The sequence below is a fragment of the Streptomyces sp. Edi2 genome (genome assembly GCF_040253635.1).
Classification (GTDB): Bacteria; Actinomycetota; Actinomycetes; order Streptomycetales; family Streptomycetaceae; genus Streptomyces.
Genome location: NZ_JBEJGX010000003.1, coordinates 4,594,896 through 4,611,524, shown reverse-complemented (window position 1 = coordinate 4,611,524; position 16,629 = coordinate 4,594,896). Strand labels below are relative to the sequence as shown.

Here is a 16,629-nt window from a genome sequence, read left to right as displayed (position 1 = left end):
AAGGAGCGTCGTCAGGCGAGGCCGACCTCCGCTATCGCCCCGGTGACGATCCGGTGGTCCTGTTCGGGGGCACCGCCGCCGAAGCCGAGCGCGCCGATCAGCCGGCCGTCCCGGTGGAGCGGCACACCGCCCGCGAGGAAGAGCAGCGGCCGGTCCAGTGCCGTGGGCAGGGTGTGGAAGAGCCCGTCGGGCCGTACGAGTTCGACCAGGTCAGCGGTCGGGGCGTCCAACTGCAGTGCCGTGTACGCCTTGCGGGTGCTGGTCTCCCCCGAGATCAGCACGGCCGCGTCGTCCCGGCAGCTGACCACCCGCATCCAGAACGGTCACGCTGCCCCGCACGCCGATGCCTTCGGCGGCACGAACGGCGGCGTCGATCAGGCCCTCGGCATCGCGCGTGGTGAGCGGACGGACGGTGGGGGCGGGCGCAGCAGAGGTGGTGGTGCTCATGAGGACTCTTTCGTGGGTGTGTGGCGGTGCTGGGGGTGCGTGGTGGTTGCTGAGGTGTGTGGTGCGCTGGTGGGTGCTCGTTGGTCCGGTGATGCCCATACGCCGGTGACTCGGGGGTGCGCTACGGCGCGACTCCTCAGCCGTGCGCCGCCGCTACGGGCTCGTCGGCGGTCGCGTGGGCTCCGCCGGCGGCCACCACACGGCCACGGGCTGTCTGACGCCGCTCCAGCGCGGTGGCGAATATCGCCACTCCCAGCGCCGCGACGGTCATCAGCGCACCGACCCAGTTGGGCGCGGTGTAGCCGAGGCCGGCCGAGATGACGATCCCGCCGAGCCAGGCGGCCAGCGCGTTGCCGAAGTTGAAGGCCGCGATATTGCCGGCCGAGGCGAGGGTGGGCGCCGAGGCCGCCTGGTCCATCACCCGCTTCTGCAGCGGCGGAACGGTGGCGAAGCCGAAGATGCCGATCAGCGCAATGGTGACGATGGCGGCGGTCTTGTGGTGCGCGGTGAAGTTGAACGCGGCCAGCGACAGCGCCAGACCGGTCATCGACACGAACAGCATCGGCATCATGGCGCGGTCGGTGAAGCGGCCGGAGACCAGGTTCCCGCCGACCATGCCGAGGCCGAAGACGGCCGTCAGCCAGATCACGGAGGACGGCGCGAAGCCGGTGACCTCGGTCATCATCGAGGCGAGGTAGGTGACGGCCGCGAAGACACCGCCGAAGCCCAGGATCGTCATCAACATCGCGAGACCGACCTGCGGGTTGCGGAACACCGCGAGTTCGCTGCCCAGAGGAGAGGCCGCCTTCGCCCGCTGCGCCGGGACCAGCTTGGCGATGCCCAGCAGGCCGAGCACACCGAGCGCGGTGATGGCGTAGAAGGTGGTGCGCCAGTCGAACTGCTGGCTGAGCATGGTGCCGGCCGGTACGCCCACGACGTTGGCGATGGTCAGGCCGCTGAACATCAGCGAGATGGCGGTGGCGCGCTTCTCGGGCGCAACGAGGTCGGCGGCGACGAGCGCGCCGATGCCGAAGAACGCGCCGTGCGTGAACGCGGCCACGATCCGCCCGGCGAGCATGATCCCGAAGTTGGGTGCGATGGCCGTGAGCAGGTTGCCCACGATGAACAGGCCCATCAGCAGCATCAGCATCTGCTTGCGGGTGAAGCGCGTACCGACGGCGGTCATCAGGGGCGCTCCGATGACCACACCGAGGGCATAGACCGTGGTCGCGTAGCCGGCGAGCGGGATGGAGACACCAAAACCTGCCGCCATGTCGGGCAGCAGGCCCATGACCGCGAACTCGGTCGTTCCGATCCCAAAGGCACCGATGGCGAGAGCCAGGAGTGCGAGAGGCATGACGGATCCCTTCAGATGATTGCGTCCGTCTCTTACAAGCGTAGACAATAATTGCAGGCGCGGGTTAATTGCAAGCGCCGTATATTTCACCGGTGCCCTATCCTGGGGTAGTGCGCCCATGGGGCGCCCTTGAGGAGGTCGTCGATGACGCAGCAGACGCGGGAGATAGAGGAGCAGCAGGAGACGGCGGAGGCACCGCAGTCGGCGGCACCGGCCGCCCCCGGTTGCCCGCCGGCACCGGCCCCTGGACTGGCGCAGGGCTGGTGCGCGCTCTCCGCGCTGCACAGCCGCATCGAGTCCCACATCGAACGCGCCCTGCAGGCGCACGGCCTCAGCGTCCGAGAGTTCTCGGTCCTCAATGTGCTCAGCGAGCAGCACGACGGCCCCGGCGGCCATCTACGGATGCACCAGGTCGCGGACTCCGTCGTCCTCAGCCAGAGCGCCACGACCCGCCTGGTAACGCGGCTCGAGGAGCGGGGACTGCTCTCGCGCTACCTGTGCCCCGACGACCGGCGCGGCATCTACACCAATGTGACGCCCGACGGCCTCGCGCTCCTGGTGGAGGCCCGGCCCACCCACGACGGCGCACTGCGTGAAGCCCTCCAGGACGCCGCACAGCGACCCGAGTTGGCGCCGTTGGTCACCGCCGTCGAAACGCTCGCACCGCCGGAGTGACGCCGACAGCCGGGGGATGGGCGTGTCGGGGCCGACGAGCCGGACCGGGCCCGCCGGGCCGACTGCTGGGGGCCACGCTGCTGGACGGGGCACGGCTGCCTGCCTGCCGCACCCTCGATCGCACGGCATAAGGTCACGCCCATGAGCGATATCGAGATACGCCGTGCGGCCGAGGCCGACCTGCCCGCCATCATCGCGATGCTCGCCGACGACCCCTTGGGCGCCGCCCGCGAATCGCCGGACGACCTGGCTCCGTACCGCGCCGCGTTCGAGGCCCTGGCCGCCGACCCGCGGCAGCACCAGATCGTCGCGGTCCGCGAGGGGCGAACGGTCGGCACGCTTCAGCTCACGGTCATCCCCGGCCTGTCCCGGCGCGGCGCCACCCGAGCGATCATCGAGGGGGTACGGGTCCACCGCGACGAGCGCGGCAGCGGCCTCGGCACCCAACTCATCGAGTGGGCGGTCGCGGAGTCCCGCACGCTCGGCTGTCAGATGGTCCAGCTCACCTCGGACGCGACCCGCATCGACGCGCACCGCTTCTATGAGCGCCTCGGCTTCGAGGCCTCCCACCTGGGCTTCAAGCTCCCGCTCTGAGCAGCGCGGCTGCCGGTGCGCGGCCTCGCCTGATCACGTCTGCGGTGTGCGTCCCCGCGTCCGGTGTGCCTTCTGCCGACAGGCACCGCCGCAGTAGCGCGCGGGCCGGCCCGTACGCGCCGCCGATATCGCCGCGCCGCACACCCCACACCGCACTTCGTTACGCTTCATGGACTCCATCGGGAGTTTCGTTACGGCCGTGACGGCGTGCGGCGGCCGCAGTGCATCGCACATCAACGCCGTCATCCGGCCCTGCTCCGTCGGCTCCGCACCGGTTGCCGCCCGGGCCCGCTCCATGGAAAGACAGCCCACCAGCAGCGACCTGAGATCCACTATGCCGACGTCCCGTCGTACGGCGTCTGCCTCTTGAGCCCTCCTGAGCAGGACCTCCAGCGCGTCGTCGAAGTCCTGACCGACCCCCGGCGACGGTTCGAAACGGCCCGCACCCGCGGCTTCCAATGCGTCACACAACGCCTTGTTCCGTGAGGCGAGCCGCACCACGGAGGAAAGGAAGCGAAAGAACACCGCACCAGGGTCCGGCGCCTCGGCCAAGTCCCTTGCAGTATCGGTGAAAAGCTCGATCCGCTCCACGATCGTCGCCCTGAACAGGGCTTCCTTGGAGGGGAAATGACGGTAGACGGTTCCCGCACCGACGCCCGCACGGCGCGCGATCTCTCCGAGCGGTACCCCCAACCCCTGCTCCTCGAAGGCGAATCGAGCCGCCTGGAGCACCAGCGCCCTGTTGCGCCGCGCATCCGCACGGGGGCGTGTGGCACCACCCTGGATCACCGCCGGACCTCCTGAGAAACGTCGATACCCGGTGCGCGCATCCCGCCCTTTCAAACGGGTTGCTCGTTCCGATTCTATGGGAGGGCTTCAGCAAGATCGTTCAGAGCCTCAGCGGCGCGGCGGCCGGAGAAAGGGACCCGCAGTCGACGTCCGCGCGGACAGTCGGGCCGGCGGCAGGACCGACCCGCTGGAACGAGGCCGCAAGGCGAACGCCGGCGCCTACGCGTCGCGAGGCGCTTGAGGCGGCTTGAGGCGGCTTTTGCGTCCAACCTGCCTCGGGAGCCCCGGGCACGCCACCGGGCTACTCCTGATAGGCGACAGACCAGTCCTGACAGGCGACAGACCAGATGACCGCCGGTCGCGATGCCGCCGACGCCGGCTCCATGGAGAGCGACGCCTCTCGACTTCCTCCGGTCGGCAGCTCTCAACTCACCTAAAAGAAAGAGCGGTTGGAGAACTTGAAGCCTTCGGGGGGCACCCCCCGCGGGCCTGGGTGTTTCACGTGAAACGACACCGCTTCCAGACGCACGTGTGGGGTCGGTTTCACGTGAAACCGACCCCACCGCGATCACTCGCCCTGCGCCCTACGGCTGGGCGCAGGCCCGCCTCAGCGTGCAGCCACCGCGTCCCACGCTGCGCCGGCCGCCTGCGCCGCGCCCTCGGCATCCACGGACGCACCCAGCGCACGCAGCCCGCCCGCCAGTGCCGCCAGCGAAGCCATGACCACCGCCCGGTCAGCGGCGCGGCCATAGTGGTTCACCCGGATCATCTCCTTGGCCAGCGCACCCGCCGCCGCCTGCACTGGTACCGCTGCCTCCACCCCGAGCGCGGCGGTCACGATCTCCCGGGCGTCCAGTCCCTCAGGCGCACGGAGCGTCGTGGCGGCCGGCGCCGCGTCCTCGTCGCGTACGACGTAGGGAGCAAGGCCACCCAACGCCCGCACGCCGGCCCTGGTCGCCGCGGACGCCGCCCGGTGCCGGGTGATGACGGCATCCAGGCCCTCGGCGTGCAGACGGTCCGTGGCCTGCTCCAGCGCCAGCATCTCCAGTTGCGCCGGGGCATGCGGCAGCGCCGTACGTCCACCGTCGATCCAGCGCTCCTTCCAGTCCAGCAGCGAGAGGTACGAGCGCCGCGGAGCCTGCTCGTTGGCGGCGATCCGCTCCCACGCACGGGCACTGACCGAGACCGCCGACACCCCGGCAGGCCCGGCCATCGCCTTCTGCCCGCCGATCACACACAGGTCCACGCCCCATGCGTCGGTGAGCAGCGGCTCGGCGCCGACCGACGCGACCGCGTCCAGCATCAGCAGCGCGCCGTGCTCCCGCACCACTCGGCCGATCTCCGCGACAGGGTTGGTGTTGCCGGTGGCTGCCTCCGCGTGCACCAGGCTCACGAAGTCGATCTCGGGGTGCTTCTCCAACGCTTCCGCCACCTGCCGCGGGTCGACCGCACCCGTAAACGGCGCGGTGACGGTGACCACCTCGGCTCCGCAGGAGCGCAGCCAGCCGCCGAACGTCTCGCCATACGGTCCGGTGATGATGTTGAGCGCGGTGCTGCCAGGCCGCACTGCCGAGCGAATACAGGCCTCCAGAGGCAGCAGTGCCTCGCCCTGCATCGCCACCACATCGCAGCGGGTGTCCATCAGGGCGGCGATCTTGTCCTCGATCCGCGCGAAGTGGCCCGCGGTAAGGGGCGGCAGGTCGAGCAGATCCGGGGCGGCGGCGTTCGCGGTCGGGTCAGACACAGCAGTCACAGGGCCTTCCAGCGGTAGCGAGCCGACTCGGCGCGGCTCCTGACATCTGGTTCGACTGTACGTCCGCGTCCCGGGCCCCCGCCGTACAGGCCTCACACCCTCCAGCCCTGCGGATCCACCCCACCGGGCACCGCTTCCGACGGCTCGTACGGCCCGCGGGTGAACACAAAGGTAGCGAGATCCAGATGACTCACCGACCCGTCCTGTTCCCGCACGACGCGAAGCGTCTCGCCCGCGTAATAGCCGTCCAGCCCCGTCCATGTGCCGTCCTCCTCGGCTCGGAACCGTGAGAGCCGTCCTGTTCCGGACAGCGGTGTGAGCTCCAGGCCGCCCCCGGCCCGCAGCCGCAGGAGGTGCGGGTTCGCGCCCCAGTACCAGGGCCCGGTCAGCGCCAGCAGTTCCGGATCCAGCGGCCCGGGCATCGGGCGCCAGGGCTCGGGGATCCGGGGCTCCAGCTCGCTCACGATCCCGGCGAGCTCGGCGGCGAGGGCCGCGACCGCCGGGCCCGAGGTGCAGTTGGCGAGCACGATCCCGGCAACGTCCTCCTCGGGGTCGGTCCACAACGCCGCCAGAAACCCGGGCATCGAACCGACGTGCCCGGCCAGCAGCCGTCCTTCGCGCCGGACGAGCTGAAGGCCCAGTCCGTACCCGGCGTCCCATGCGTTCCCCTCCGGCGGGACGGCCGGCCTCCGCATCTCGGCCAGGCTCGCGGCACCGAGCACCCGCTCGTCGCCCCGCAGCAGAAACGCCGCCCACCGGCACAGGTCCTCGGCAGTGGACCACAACTGCCCCGCGGGGCCCATCAAACCGGTGTCCTCGGCCGGCTCCGGCAGCACGGCGTCAGCCCACGGGTGGACCGCCCAGCCACTCGCGTACGGACGCTCAGGACCCAGCGTCGTACGCCCCATGCCCAGCGGCTCCAGCACCTCGTGCCGCAGCACCTCGCCCCACGGGGTTCCGCCTCGCAACCGTTCGACCAGCGCGCCGAGCAGTGCGTAGCCGGGGTTGGAGTAATGGTGACGCCGCCCTGCGGGGAGCCGCTGCGGCCGCTCACCGAAGAGGTCGGCCGGCTCGGGCCGCAGGGCACCGGCGGTCCGTTCCCACCACGGCCCTCGTGCCTCGGCCGTCAGTCCCGAACTGTGCGCGAGCAGTTGAGCGATCGTCGCGTCCGGCACCGGAGTCCCGTCCAGATGCCTGCCGACGGGGTCCTCCAGGCGCAGTAGCCCCTCGTCCCGCAGCCGCATGACCAGCACGGCGACAAAGGTCTTGGTGAGCGAACCGATCCGGTACTGCACCTCGCCGTGCGGAGCCTCGCCGTGCGGCGCTTCCCCCTCCACCGAGCCCCGGCCCGCCGTCCACACCGTCCGCCTCCCGCGGACGACCGCACCCATCAGGGAAGGCGCCCGCCCCTCGGCCTGCCCCACCGCCAGCCGGTGCAGCAAGGCCCGCCGCGTCCCGGGCAGCAACTCCGCGAACTCGCCGGGCACAGCGGCCGCCTCCGGCCCGTGACCGGCCCACCCGGGCTCGTGGGACTCCGTGGGCTCTCCGATGGTCATGGCGCTCCTCAACAGCGGATCCGGTTCGGCCGTGCCCCATCCTCGGTTCGGCCGGGCCCTATCCTCGCCGCATCACCGCAGCGCCGCCGCCCCGGTCAGCGCGCCCAGTTCGGTCTGCTCCTCCTCCGGCAGCCATCGCGCGGCATGCACCATGTGGAGCGCGGCCCGCAGCCGTACACGGTCCTCATCCGTCCCGAGGTATCCGAGGTACGCGGGGAGCGTCAGCCCCAGCGCCTTGAGATCGGCCCGCGCGCACCACCGCGACAACAAGGCCCGCACCCGCCCGTCGACCTCCTCGTCGAGGTTCCGCCGCGCCGGATCCTCACCGGCGTCGTCCTCTCCCTCACGGACGTCGCCGGCACCACCGGGCGCCGTCTCACGCAAACCCTCCGCAATCGCGAACCGGTTCCAGTCGCCGTACTGCCCCTCGGGGGCGTCGCCCACCCGCTCAGCGGCCCGCGCGAAATATGTGTGCGCAAGGGCGGTCCGGCCGAGCCGCCGGCAGGCGTGCCCCATGTTCACGTACAGCGACGGATAGAACCCGTCCACCCGCTCGTCCCCCACCCGGCCGGCGCGGTCCAGACACTCCTGGTTCCAACGGAGCGTCTTCTCCGGCGAGTTCTGGTGCCGGGCCAGATAGTGCGCCGCGATGCACGCCTCGTAGTCGTCGGCAGCGAGGTCCCAGGCCTGCTGGAAGAGGTCGAGCGCATGCGCGGACCGCCCCTCCGCCTCGGCCCGCATCCCCTCCACACACAGCCGCACCACCGGCAGTTCCGGATCCACCGTCCCACTCCCCTCGGCAGTTCTCATCAGCCCTCATCAGCCCTCATCAGGCCTCGTAAGGCCTCGTCAGCACGGCAACTCAGCAGTCGTCGCCGGGTCTTCTCGCTCAGATTCGGGATGTGGTGCGAGCAGTGTCGGCGCGCTCAGCAGCCGCGCACTTGCGCACCGGCATCACCCATGTCATGAAACTTCCCTGGTCGGCGGAGCGGACCACGACGGGCCGGTCCGCCGAAGTGATCTCCAGCAGCACACCCGGCCCCACTCCGGCCTCCAGCGCGGGCACCAGTACGGCCGGATCGAAGGCGATCCGCAGCCCAGGCCCCGTATGCACCGTCCGTATCCGGACTGGCTCGCGGCCCCCGCCCGCCACCTCCAGCACCTGCCCTGCCGCGTACCGCATCGCGTCCCCGGAGGTGTCCGGATGCGCCGGGCCACCGCCGTCATCCGGCTCCCCGGGCACCGCCCCGACCGACAACGACACCGCCCCGGCCCGCCCGGCCACGGCGTCCCGCAACCCCACCCGGTCGGCAATCAGCCGGTGCCGCACCGCCTCCAGGCCCGCCAACAGCAGGCGGTAGTCCGGAAACCCGCCCGGTCCCCCGCCATGGGCCGACCCCTCGCCCAGGCCCCCGGGTATTTCCCGGCGGTCCGCCCCGCTCCACAGCCGGACTCCCGCCGTGTCCCCCGGGCACTCCACCTCGATCGTCATCTGCCGTACGGCCCACTCCGCCAGGTCCCGCGCCCGGTCCGCACCGATCAGCACCTGCCGCGGCCCGCCCTCCAACGCGGCCGGCCGCAGCACCCGCACTGCGAGCCGGTAGCGGTCCGTCGCCACCCATCGCACCTCGCCGTCGGCGAGTTCGAGCAGCACACAACCCAGCACCGGAAACTGCTCCCGGGCCTCCCCGGTCGCCGCCGCGGGCGCCACTTGCCGTACCGCACTGGCGAGTTCGGCCCCGCCTACCCACGCCCGCGCCCGGCTCCCGCGGTCCTCCCCCGTGCCGGCTGCCTCCCGCAGAAACCCCTCCACCACGGCCCGGGCCTCGTCCGCCGTCCGCCGCGTCCGCTCCAGGTGAGTCCGCAGGACCTCCCGCGCCGCCTGCGCCGGGCCGTCCAGCACGACCGCGACATCCATCAGCGGCAGCCCCGCGGCACGCAACTGCCGGAGCTTCACCGCGCGCGCCGCCTGCCCGGCCCCGTAGCGGCGATACCCCGTCACGGTGTCCACCCTCGCCGGCCGCAGCACCCCGCAGTCGTCGTAGAACCGCAGGGCACTCGGCGCGAGCCCCACCCGACGGGCAAAGGCGCCAATGGTCAGCAGCTCTTCGGTGTCGTCCATGAACGCCATGGTGGAGCTTCAACCAACCTGAAGGTCAAGGTGCGTGGCCCCCCGTCCCGGCCGGCCCAGCCCGTCCACCGGCCCTACCCCCGGACCCGCCCCGCCCGGCATCCCCTCAGACAGTCAGCGCCGCCGCGCTCCGGAACGTCCGCCGATACGTCTGCGGTGACACCCCCACCGCGCCGTGCAGATGCTGGCGCAGGGAGGTACCGGTGCCGAAGCCTGCGTGATGGGCGACGAGGTCGATGGACCAGTCCGTGGTCTCCAGCAGATGCCGGGCGCGTTCGACGCGCTGGACGGCGAGCCACTGACCTGGGCTCATACCGACCTCGTCACGGAACCGCCGGGTGAGGGTGCGCACGCTGACCCGGGCGTGCGAGGCGAGGGCGTTCAGCGTGAGCGGCTCGCCAAGACGCTCCAGGGCCCATGCGCGGGTGGCCGCGGTGCCACCCGCCGAGGGACCGGGGACAGGCAGCCGGATGAACTGGGCCTGACCGCCGTCCCGCCATGGCGGCACCACACACAGACGGGCCACTTCGTTGGCGACGGCGCTGCCGTGGTCACGGCGCACCAGGTGCACGCACAGGTCCACACCGGCGGCGGCACCGGCGGAAGTGAGGACATCTCCGTCATCGACGAAGAGCACATTGGGGTCGACGCGGACCGTCGTGAACAGGCGCTGCAGCTGCGCGGCCTCCCGCCAGTGCGTGGTGGCCGGCCGGTGATCGAGCAACCCGGCGGCAGCCAGCACGAACGCACCGGTGCAGATCGCCACCATCCGGGTGCCGGGCCGTACGTGCTCCAGGACCTTGCGCAGTTCGTCGGGCAGCCGGCCGTCCTCGGTGATCGAGCCCAGCGCGTGGGACGGCGGGATGACGACGGTGTCCACGCTCGCGAGCACGGAGGCGTCCTCGGAGACCGCGATGTCGTAGTCGGCCTGGGCGCTCACGGGGCGTCCGTCCGGACTGCAGGTGACCACGGAGTAAAGGGCCTCACCGGTGGCGCTGTGCGCGGCGCCGAAGATCCGCGCGGGGATCCCGAGCTCGAAGGGGACGACACCGTCCAGAGCGAGAACACCAACGCGATGCATGACCCGATTCTTTCACACGTTGGCCATCTGGACACCGCTGGTTCCGCGCCTGCCGGGCAAAGCTGGCAGCACCCCGGGAAACCGCGCCCGACCAGCGGCGCGCATGCCCGGTCACCGCCGTAGGCACCGTGAAAAGGAGACCCCATGTCCGAGACCCGGACCCCGCAGATGCGTGCCGTCAGCCAGGACACCGCCGGTGGCCCCGACGTCCTCAAGATAATCACCACCGACCGTCCGGTGCCCGGCCCGACGGAGATCCTGGTCCGGGTACACGCCGCGGGCGTCAATCCGACCGACTGGAAGAGCCGCACCCAGGGCCAGTTCCTGAGCGGCGCCAAGACCCCCTTCACTCTGGGCTTCGATGTCTCGGGCGTGGTCGAGGCGGTCGGGCTCGGTGTGAGCGTGTTCGCGCCGGGCGACAAGGTCTTCGGCATGCCCCGCTTCCCGCACCCCGCCGGGGCCTACGCGGAGTACGTCACCGCCCCGGCGCGCCACTTCGCCCACCTCCCGGCGAGCCTGGACCACGTCCGGGGCGCCGCCCTCCCGCTGGCGTCCCTGACTGCCTGGCAGGCCCTGGTCGACACCGCGGACATCCGGCCCGGCGCGCGAGTGCTGATCCACGCCGCGGCCGGCGGAGTCGGCCACCTGGCCGTGCAGATCGCCAAGGCCCGCGGCGCATACGTCATCGGCACCGCCCGGCAGGCCAAGCACGACTTCCTGCGCGGCCTCGGCGCCGATGAAATCGTCGACTACACCCAGCAGGACTTCGCGGAGACGGTGCGCGACATCGACATCGTCCTCGACACCATCGGCGGCGACTACGGCGCCCGCTCGCTGCGCACCCTGCGCCCCGGCGGCACGCTGGTGTCGATCCTGCCGCTGGACGACTCCTTCCCGGCCGCGCAGGCGCGCGAGGCACGAGTGCGCGCCGGGTTCATGCTCGTGGAGCCCGACCAAGCCGGTCTGCGCGCCGTCGCAGACCTGGTGAACAGCGGAAAGCTGCAGGTCACCGTCGACACCGTGGTGCCACTGGAGGAAGCCGCAAAGGCCCACGCTCTCGGCGAGACCGGCCGCACCACCGGAAAGATCGTCCTGTCCGTCACGCCCTGACGGCAGTCATCCGCGGCGCGTCCGTCATGCCCGGGGCGGCGCCGTGGACGCTTCCCTCACGTCTGCGCCATGTCCACGAAGCGCGAGTAGTGACCCTGGAACGCGACCGTGATCGTCGCCGTGGGGCCGTTACGGTGCTTGGCCACGATCAGGTCGGCCTCGCCGGCACGCGGGGACTCCTTCTCGTAGGCGTCTTCGCGGTGCAGCAGGATGACCATGTCGGCGTCCTGCTCGATCGAACCGGATTCACGCAGGTCGGAGACCATCGGCTTCTTGTCCGTGCGCTGCTCGGGACCACGGTTCAGCTGGGAGAGCGCGATCACCGGGAGCTCCAGCTCCTTCGCCAGCAGCTTGAGGTTTCGGGACATGTCCGAGACCTCCTGCTGGCGGCTCTCGGCGCGCTTCGAGCCGCCGGACTGCATCAGCTGGAGGTAGTCGATGACCACCAGCTTCAGTTCGTTGCGCTGTTTGAGCCGGCGGCACTTGGCGCGGATCTCCATCATCGAGAGGTTCGGCGAATCGTCGATGTACAGCGGCGCGGCGGAGACATCCGGCATCCGGCGCGCCAGCCGCGTCCAGTCCTCGTCCGTCATGCTGCCGGAGCGCATGTGGTGCAGCGCGACCCGCGCCTCGGCGGACAGCAGACGCATCGCGATCTCGTTGCGCCCCATTTCCAGCGAGAAGATCACGCTCGGCAGGTTGCTCTTGATCGAGCAGGCCCGCGCGAAGTCCAGCGCCAGGGTCGACTTACCCATGGCGGGACGGGCCGCGATCACGATCATCTGGCCGGGATGCAGGCCGTTCGTCAGGGAATCCAGGTCGGTGAAGCCCGTCGGCACACCCGTCATCTGGCCCTGGCGCGAGCCGATCGCCTCGATCTCGTCGAGGGCGCCCTCCATGATGTCGCCGAGCGGAAGGTAGTCCTCACTGGTCCGCTGCTCGGTGACGGCGTAGATCTCCGCCTGGGCGCTGTTGACGATCTCGTCGACATCGCCGTCCGCGGCGTATCCCATCTGCGTAATACGGGTGCCGGCCTCGACCAGCCGGCGCAGCACCGCACGCTCATGGACGATCTCGGCGTAGTACTCGGCGTTCGCCGCGGTCGGTACGGACTGGACGAGGGTGTGCAGATACGAGGCACCGCCGACCCGCGCGATCTCGCCGCGCTTGGTCAGCTCCGCGGCGATGGTGATCGGGTCGGCGGGCTCGCCCTTGGCGTACAGATCGAGAATCGCCTGGTAGACCAGCTCATGGGCGGGGCGGTAGAAGTCCTCACCCTTCAGGACCTCGACGACGTCCGCGATCGCGTCCTTGGACAGCAGCATGCCGCCGAGCACGGACTGCTCGGCATCCAGGTCCTGCGGGGGGACGCGTTCGAAGCCGCCTGTCCAGGATCCGCCGTCGTCGTCGCGTTCCTGACGGTCGCCGCGGCCGCGTCCCTTGCCCTCGCCCCGCCGGGAGCGGGCGGCCGGCAGCAGGTCGCTGGGACCGGAGTCCGCCCAGGGGTCTTCCATGGGCTCGGGAATGCTCACCCCGGCACCTCCTCCCGTCCGCGGCGCGGACCTTGCTGTGCTGTTCTTTCTTACGGCACAGCTCTGACAATCGAGACGCCCGACTCCGGTTACGGCGCGTCGAGTTCGGACGATGTCTCAGGCCGGAACAGGCGGCGGGTGCCGGACCACGGTAGGCCCGTGGGCACCGTCCGCCAATCTGGTTATCCACAGGCCATGTGGATGACTGGCCTACAGCTGTGGAGAAGTCCCCGGATCCTGTGCACGGCACGGGGGAAACTTCTGTGGACAAGCACACAACCACCTCGCCCGCACCCTCCTGACCTGCGATTTCCTCATCCATAGGCTGTGGGGAAGAAAAACTTCCCCACACGGCTCAAGATCACGACAAACGGCACAGGGAAGGCAACTCCCCACAGCGGAAAGTAAGGACTGCAAGAGGTTTGCATCTCTTACCTGTGGACGATTACCTTGGGCGCATGACCCAGGCTCCCGCGACACCGCGGCGCACCGACCGCCGCCATGACCGCGAGATCATCGCCCTCGCCCTGCCCGCGTTCGGCTCACTGGTCGCGGAACCTCTCTTCGTCATGGTCGACAGCGCCGTCATCGGCCACCTCGGCACCCCCCAGCTCGCCGGCCTGGGCGTCGCCGCCGCCCTGCTCACCACCGCCGTCTCCGTCTTCGTCTTCCTCGCTTACGCGACCACCGCGGCGGTCGCCCGCAGGGCCGGCGCCGGCGATCTTCCCGCCGCCATCCGCCAGGGCATGGACGGCATCTGGCTCGCCCTGCTGCTCGGCGCCGCCGTCATCGTGGCCGTCCTGCCCACGGCCCCCTGGCTCGTCGAGGCCTTCGGAGCCTCCGCCACCGCCGCCCCCTACGCGACGGCGTATCTGCGCATCAGCGCCCTCGGCATCCCCGCGATGCTCGTCGTGCTGGCCGCCACCGGCGTGCTCCGCGGGCTCCAGGACACCCGGACCCCGCTCTATGTCGCCATCGGCGGCTTCTCCGCCAACGCCGCGCTCAACGTCTGCCTGGTCTACGGCGCCGGGCTCGGCATCGCGGGCTCCGCCTGGGGCACGGTCATCGCCCAGTGCGGCATGGCCGCCGTCTACCTCACCGTGGTCATCCGCGGTGCACGACGGCACGGCGCCTCGCTGCGCCCCGATGCCGCGGGCATCCGCGCCTCGGCTCAGGCCGGTGTCCCGCTGCTGGTCCGTACGCTCTCGCTGCGCGCTGTGCTGATGATCGCCACCGCCGTAGCCGCCCGGCTCGGCGATGCCGAGGTCGCCGCGCATCAGATCGTGCTCACGCTGTGGTCCCTGCTGGCCTTCGCGCTGGACGCCATCGCCATCGCCGGGCAGGCCATCATAGGCCGCTATCTCGGTGCGGAGGACCGCGACGGCGCCAGTGCCGCCTGCCGCCGGATGGTCCAGTGGGGCATCGCCGCCGGCCTGGTCCTCGGTGTGCTGGTCGCGCTCGCCCGCCCCTTGTTCATCCCCCTGTTCACCTCGGACCCCGCCGTGCAGGGCCCGCTGCTGAGCACGCTCCTGGTCGTGGCCGTGACCCAGCCGGTCTCCGGCATCGTCTTCATCCTCGACGGTGTCCTGATGGGCGCGGGGGACGGCCCGTATCTCGCCCGGGCCATGGTGGTGACGCTGGCGCTGTTCGCTCCGGCCGCGCTGGCCGTACCCGCTCTGGGCGGCGGACTGGTGGCGCTGTGGTGGGCCATGGCACTGATGATGACCGTCCGCATGCTGACTCTGTGGCTGCGTACCCGCTCGGGCCGGTGGATTGTGACAGGAGCCTCGCGCTGAACCATCTCCCGCAACACGCAGCGCATGTCAATAATGACCGTGTGCGCTCGCTTGCCGGTAGGTCCCTGGTGCCCCTGACGCTCGTCGTCATGGTGGCTGCTGTCGTGGTGGGCTATGCCTCGGAGGGGGAGGGCGAGCGGAGCAGCAGCCGTGTCAGCGGTCACAGCAGCTTCGGCAAGTCCGGCGAGGCCGACCAAGATCCCCAGGATCAGGATCCCGCCGCGACGGCTCCGGCCGAAGACGGCAGTGCCTACACTCCACGCCGCACCGAGCAGAACGCCCGGGTCGGCGTGGTCTTCGAGAAGGACGACACCGGAGACCACTTCTGTACGGCGAGCGTGGTGCAGAGCCCGGGCCGGAACATGCTGATCACTGCGGCGCACTGTGCCTTTGACGCGGACGCCGGGACGACGGTGGACGATCTCGTCTTTGCCCCCGACTACCGCGACCGGAACGAGCCCACCGGCCTCTGGAAGGTCAAGAAGGTGATCCTCGACGACCGCTGGGTCAAGTCGCAGGACGAGGATCTCGATGTCGCCTTCCTCGTGCTCGACAAGAAGAACGGCAAGCAGATCCAGGACGTCCTGGGCGGCAACACCCTCGGCATCGACCGTGGCTTCGACAACGAAGTCAAGATCACCGGCTATCCGACCAGCCGGAACACCCCGATCTCCTGCCAGAACCGCACCACGAAGTACAGCGACACCCAGATGCGTATCCAGTGCACCGACTTCGAGGGTGGGACGAGCGGCAGCCCCTGGCTTGCCGACTACGACCCCAAGAGCCACACCGGCACGGTCATCGGTGTTCTCGGCGGCCATGAAGGCGGCGGCGACGAAGACGATGTCTCCTACGCCGCGTACTTCGACGACGATGTCGCCGAGCTCTACAGGCGCGCCCAGGACGAGGACTGACAGCCGGCCGCCGCTGCGCCCCGGACACGGCGAAGGGCCGCACCCCGTTGATCACGGGATGCGGCCCTTCGGCGTGGTGCGGAAACTACGCGGCGACGACCTCGACGCCGAGCTTCGCCACGACCTCGGCGTGCAGACGCACGGAGATCTGGTGCGCGCCCAGGGTCTTGATCGGCGAGCCGAGCTCGACACGACGCTTGTCGACGTCCGGACCACCGGCGGCCTTGATCGCCGAGGCGACATCGGCCGGAGTGACGGAGCCGAACAGGCGGCCCGCGTCGCCGGCGCGAACGGCCAGCTTCACGTTGACGCCCTCGAGCCGGCCCTTGACCTCGTTGGCCTGCTCGATCGTGGCGATCTCGCGGATCTTGCGACCGCGGCGGATCTGCTCGACGTCCTTCTCGCCACCCTTGGTCCAGCGGATCGCGAAACCACGCGGGACCAGGTAGTTACGGGCGTACCCGTCGCGGACGTCAACGACGTCGCCGGCGGTGCCGAGGCCGGAGACCTCGTGGGTGAGGATGATCTTCATGATTCGGTCACCCTTCCCTTATCGCGCGGTGGACGTGTAGGGCAGCAGCGCCATCTCACGGCTGTTCTTCACGGCCGTGGCGACGTCACGCTGGTGCTGAGTGCAGTTGCCGGTGACCCGGCGGGCACGGATCTTGCCGCGGTCGGAGATGAACTTCCGCAGCAGGTTCGTGTCCTTGTAGTCGACGTAGGAGATCTTCTCCTTGCAGAACACGCAAACCTTCTTCTTAGGCTTGCGAGCAGGCGGCTTCGCCATTATCTCTCTCCAATGAGTTCAAGAAGTTTGTGCTGACGCCCTCAAGGCCCCCGGCCGCCTCACGGCGCTGTTTCACGTGAAACAGCGCGGAGTCGGGCCGGCTGTAC

The 16,629-nt window shown here is 70.4% G+C and carries 15 protein-coding genes and 1 pseudogene; 5 read left to right on the top strand and 11 right to left on the bottom strand.

Going from position 1 to position 16,629, the window contains the following annotated elements:
- Positions 1–11: 11 nt before the first annotated feature.
- Together ABR737_RS23720 and ABR737_RS23715 are read right to left on the bottom strand one after the other, a co-directional pair.
- Positions 12–447, bottom strand: a pseudogene (locus ABR737_RS23720) (GlcG/HbpS family heme-binding protein).
- A 136-nt stretch (positions 448–583) separates the two neighbouring features.
- Entirely contained in the window at positions 584–1,804 is a 1,221-nt protein-coding gene (locus ABR737_RS23715; protein WP_350252115.1) for an MFS transporter, read from the bottom strand.
- A 144-nt stretch (positions 1,805–1,948) separates the two neighbouring features.
- Between ABR737_RS23715 and ABR737_RS23710 the strand changes: the two genes are divergently transcribed.
- Together ABR737_RS23710 and ABR737_RS23705 are read left to right on the top strand one after the other, a co-directional pair.
- Complete coding sequence (locus ABR737_RS23710; protein WP_350252114.1) at positions 1,949–2,479, top strand: MarR family winged helix-turn-helix transcriptional regulator; 531 nt, start codon at positions 1,949–1,951, stop codon at positions 2,477–2,479.
- A 141-nt stretch (positions 2,480–2,620) separates the two neighbouring features.
- A complete protein-coding gene (locus ABR737_RS23705) occupies positions 2,621–3,073 on the top strand; it encodes a GNAT family N-acetyltransferase (RefSeq protein ID WP_350252113.1) in 453 nt (150 codons plus the stop codon).
- Positions 3,074–3,106: 33 nt separating this feature from the next.
- Here the strand turns inward: ABR737_RS23705 and ABR737_RS23700 are convergent, their stop codons facing one another.
- From ABR737_RS23700 to ABR737_RS23675, 6 genes are all read right to left on the bottom strand, one after another.
- Positions 3,107–3,862: a TetR/AcrR family transcriptional regulator gene (locus ABR737_RS23700; protein WP_350252112.1), complete on the bottom strand. Its 756-nt coding sequence runs from the start codon at positions 3,860–3,862 to the stop codon at positions 3,107–3,109.
- Positions 3,863–4,469: 607 nt separating this feature from the next.
- Positions 4,470–5,606, bottom strand: coding sequence for a pyridoxal-phosphate-dependent aminotransferase family protein (locus ABR737_RS23695; protein WP_502964495.1), 1,137 nt, complete (start codon positions 5,604–5,606; stop codon positions 4,470–4,472).
- 101 nt (positions 5,607–5,707) lie between these two features.
- Positions 5,708–7,171 (bottom strand): serine hydrolase domain-containing protein, encoded by a 1,464-nt coding sequence (locus ABR737_RS23690; protein ID WP_350252110.1) that lies wholly within the window; start codon positions 7,169–7,171, stop codon positions 5,708–5,710.
- A gap of 72 nt (positions 7,172–7,243) precedes the next feature.
- Positions 7,244–7,981 (bottom strand): hypothetical protein, encoded by a 738-nt coding sequence (locus ABR737_RS23685; protein ID WP_350252109.1) that lies wholly within the window; start codon positions 7,979–7,981, stop codon positions 7,244–7,246.
- Between the two features lie 79 nt (positions 7,982–8,060).
- Positions 8,061–9,293: a DNA polymerase III subunit beta family protein gene (locus tag ABR737_RS23680; RefSeq protein WP_350252108.1), complete on the bottom strand. Its 1,233-nt coding sequence runs from the start codon at positions 9,291–9,293 to the stop codon at positions 8,061–8,063.
- Between the two features lie 115 nt (positions 9,294–9,408).
- Positions 9,409–10,383, bottom strand: a complete 975-nt coding sequence (locus ABR737_RS23675; protein ID WP_350252107.1) for a GlxA family transcriptional regulator — start codon at positions 10,381–10,383, stop codon at positions 9,409–9,411.
- Positions 10,384–10,527: 144 nt separating this feature from the next.
- On the opposite strand from ABR737_RS23675, the gene ABR737_RS23670 reads away from it, so the two are divergent.
- Positions 10,528–11,493: an NADP-dependent oxidoreductase gene (locus tag ABR737_RS23670; protein WP_350252106.1), complete on the top strand. Its 966-nt coding sequence runs from the start codon at positions 10,528–10,530 to the stop codon at positions 11,491–11,493.
- Positions 11,494–11,549: 56 nt separating this feature from the next.
- On the opposite strand, the gene dnaB is transcribed toward ABR737_RS23670, so the two are convergent.
- Complete coding sequence (gene dnaB / locus ABR737_RS23665; protein WP_350256900.1) at positions 11,550–13,007, bottom strand: replicative DNA helicase; 1,458 nt, start codon at positions 13,005–13,007, stop codon at positions 11,550–11,552.
- Between the two features lie 476 nt (positions 13,008–13,483).
- Here dnaB and ABR737_RS23660 point away from each other — a divergent pair, with 476 nt between their 5' ends.
- The gene (locus tag ABR737_RS23660) at positions 13,484–14,821 is read left to right on the top strand and encodes an MATE family efflux transporter (protein WP_350252105.1); all 1,338 of its coding nucleotides are present in this window, start codon (positions 13,484–13,486) and stop codon (positions 14,819–14,821) included.
- Between the two features lie 41 nt (positions 14,822–14,862).
- Positions 14,863–15,735 (top strand): trypsin-like serine peptidase, encoded by an 873-nt coding sequence (locus ABR737_RS23655; RefSeq protein WP_350252104.1) that lies wholly within the window; start codon positions 14,863–14,865, stop codon positions 15,733–15,735.
- Between the two features lie 85 nt (positions 15,736–15,820).
- Here the strand turns inward: ABR737_RS23655 and rplI are convergent, their stop codons facing one another.
- On the bottom strand, positions 15,821–16,267 hold the full coding sequence (gene rplI, locus ABR737_RS23650) for a 50S ribosomal protein L9 (protein WP_311622961.1): 447 nt from the start codon (positions 16,265–16,267) through the stop codon (positions 15,821–15,823).
- A gap of 18 nt (positions 16,268–16,285) precedes the next feature.
- Positions 16,286–16,522: a 30S ribosomal protein S18 gene (rpsR, locus tag ABR737_RS23645; RefSeq protein WP_003978893.1), complete on the bottom strand. Its 237-nt coding sequence runs from the start codon at positions 16,520–16,522 to the stop codon at positions 16,286–16,288.
- Positions 16,523–16,629 lie beyond the last annotated feature (107 nt).

Coding starts and splice junctions, on each gene's coding strand:
- ABR737_RS23715 (WP_350252115.1), bottom strand. CDS start 1,804: ATGCCTCTCGCACTCCTGGCTCTCGCCATCGGTGCCTTTGGGATCGGA.
- ABR737_RS23710 (WP_350252114.1), top strand. CDS start 1,949: ATGACGCAGCAGACGCGGGAGATAGAGGAGCAGCAGGAGACGGCGGAG.
- ABR737_RS23705 (WP_350252113.1), top strand. CDS start 2,621: ATGAGCGATATCGAGATACGCCGTGCGGCCGAGGCCGACCTGCCCGCC.
- ABR737_RS23690 (WP_350252110.1), bottom strand. CDS start 7,171: ATGACCATCGGAGAGCCCACGGAGTCCCACGAGCCCGGGTGGGCCGGT.
- ABR737_RS23685 (WP_350252109.1), bottom strand. CDS start 7,981: ATGAGAACTGCCGAGGGGAGTGGGACGGTGGATCCGGAACTGCCGGTG.
- ABR737_RS23680 (WP_350252108.1), bottom strand. CDS start 9,293: ATGGACGACACCGAAGAGCTGCTGACCATTGGCGCCTTTGCCCGTCGG.
- ABR737_RS23675 (WP_350252107.1), bottom strand. CDS start 10,383: ATGCATCGCGTTGGTGTTCTCGCTCTGGACGGTGTCGTCCCCTTCGAG.
- ABR737_RS23670 (WP_350252106.1), top strand. CDS start 10,528: ATGTCCGAGACCCGGACCCCGCAGATGCGTGCCGTCAGCCAGGACACC.
- dnaB (WP_350256900.1), bottom strand. CDS start 13,007: ATGGAAGACCCCTGGGCGGACTCCGGTCCCAGCGACCTGCTGCCGGCC.
- ABR737_RS23660 (WP_350252105.1), top strand. CDS start 13,484: ATGACCCAGGCTCCCGCGACACCGCGGCGCACCGACCGCCGCCATGAC.
- rplI (WP_311622961.1), bottom strand. CDS start 16,267: ATGAAGATCATCCTCACCCACGAGGTCTCCGGCCTCGGCACCGCCGGC.
- rpsR (WP_003978893.1), bottom strand. CDS start 16,522: ATGGCGAAGCCGCCTGCTCGCAAGCCTAAGAAGAAGGTTTGCGTGTTC.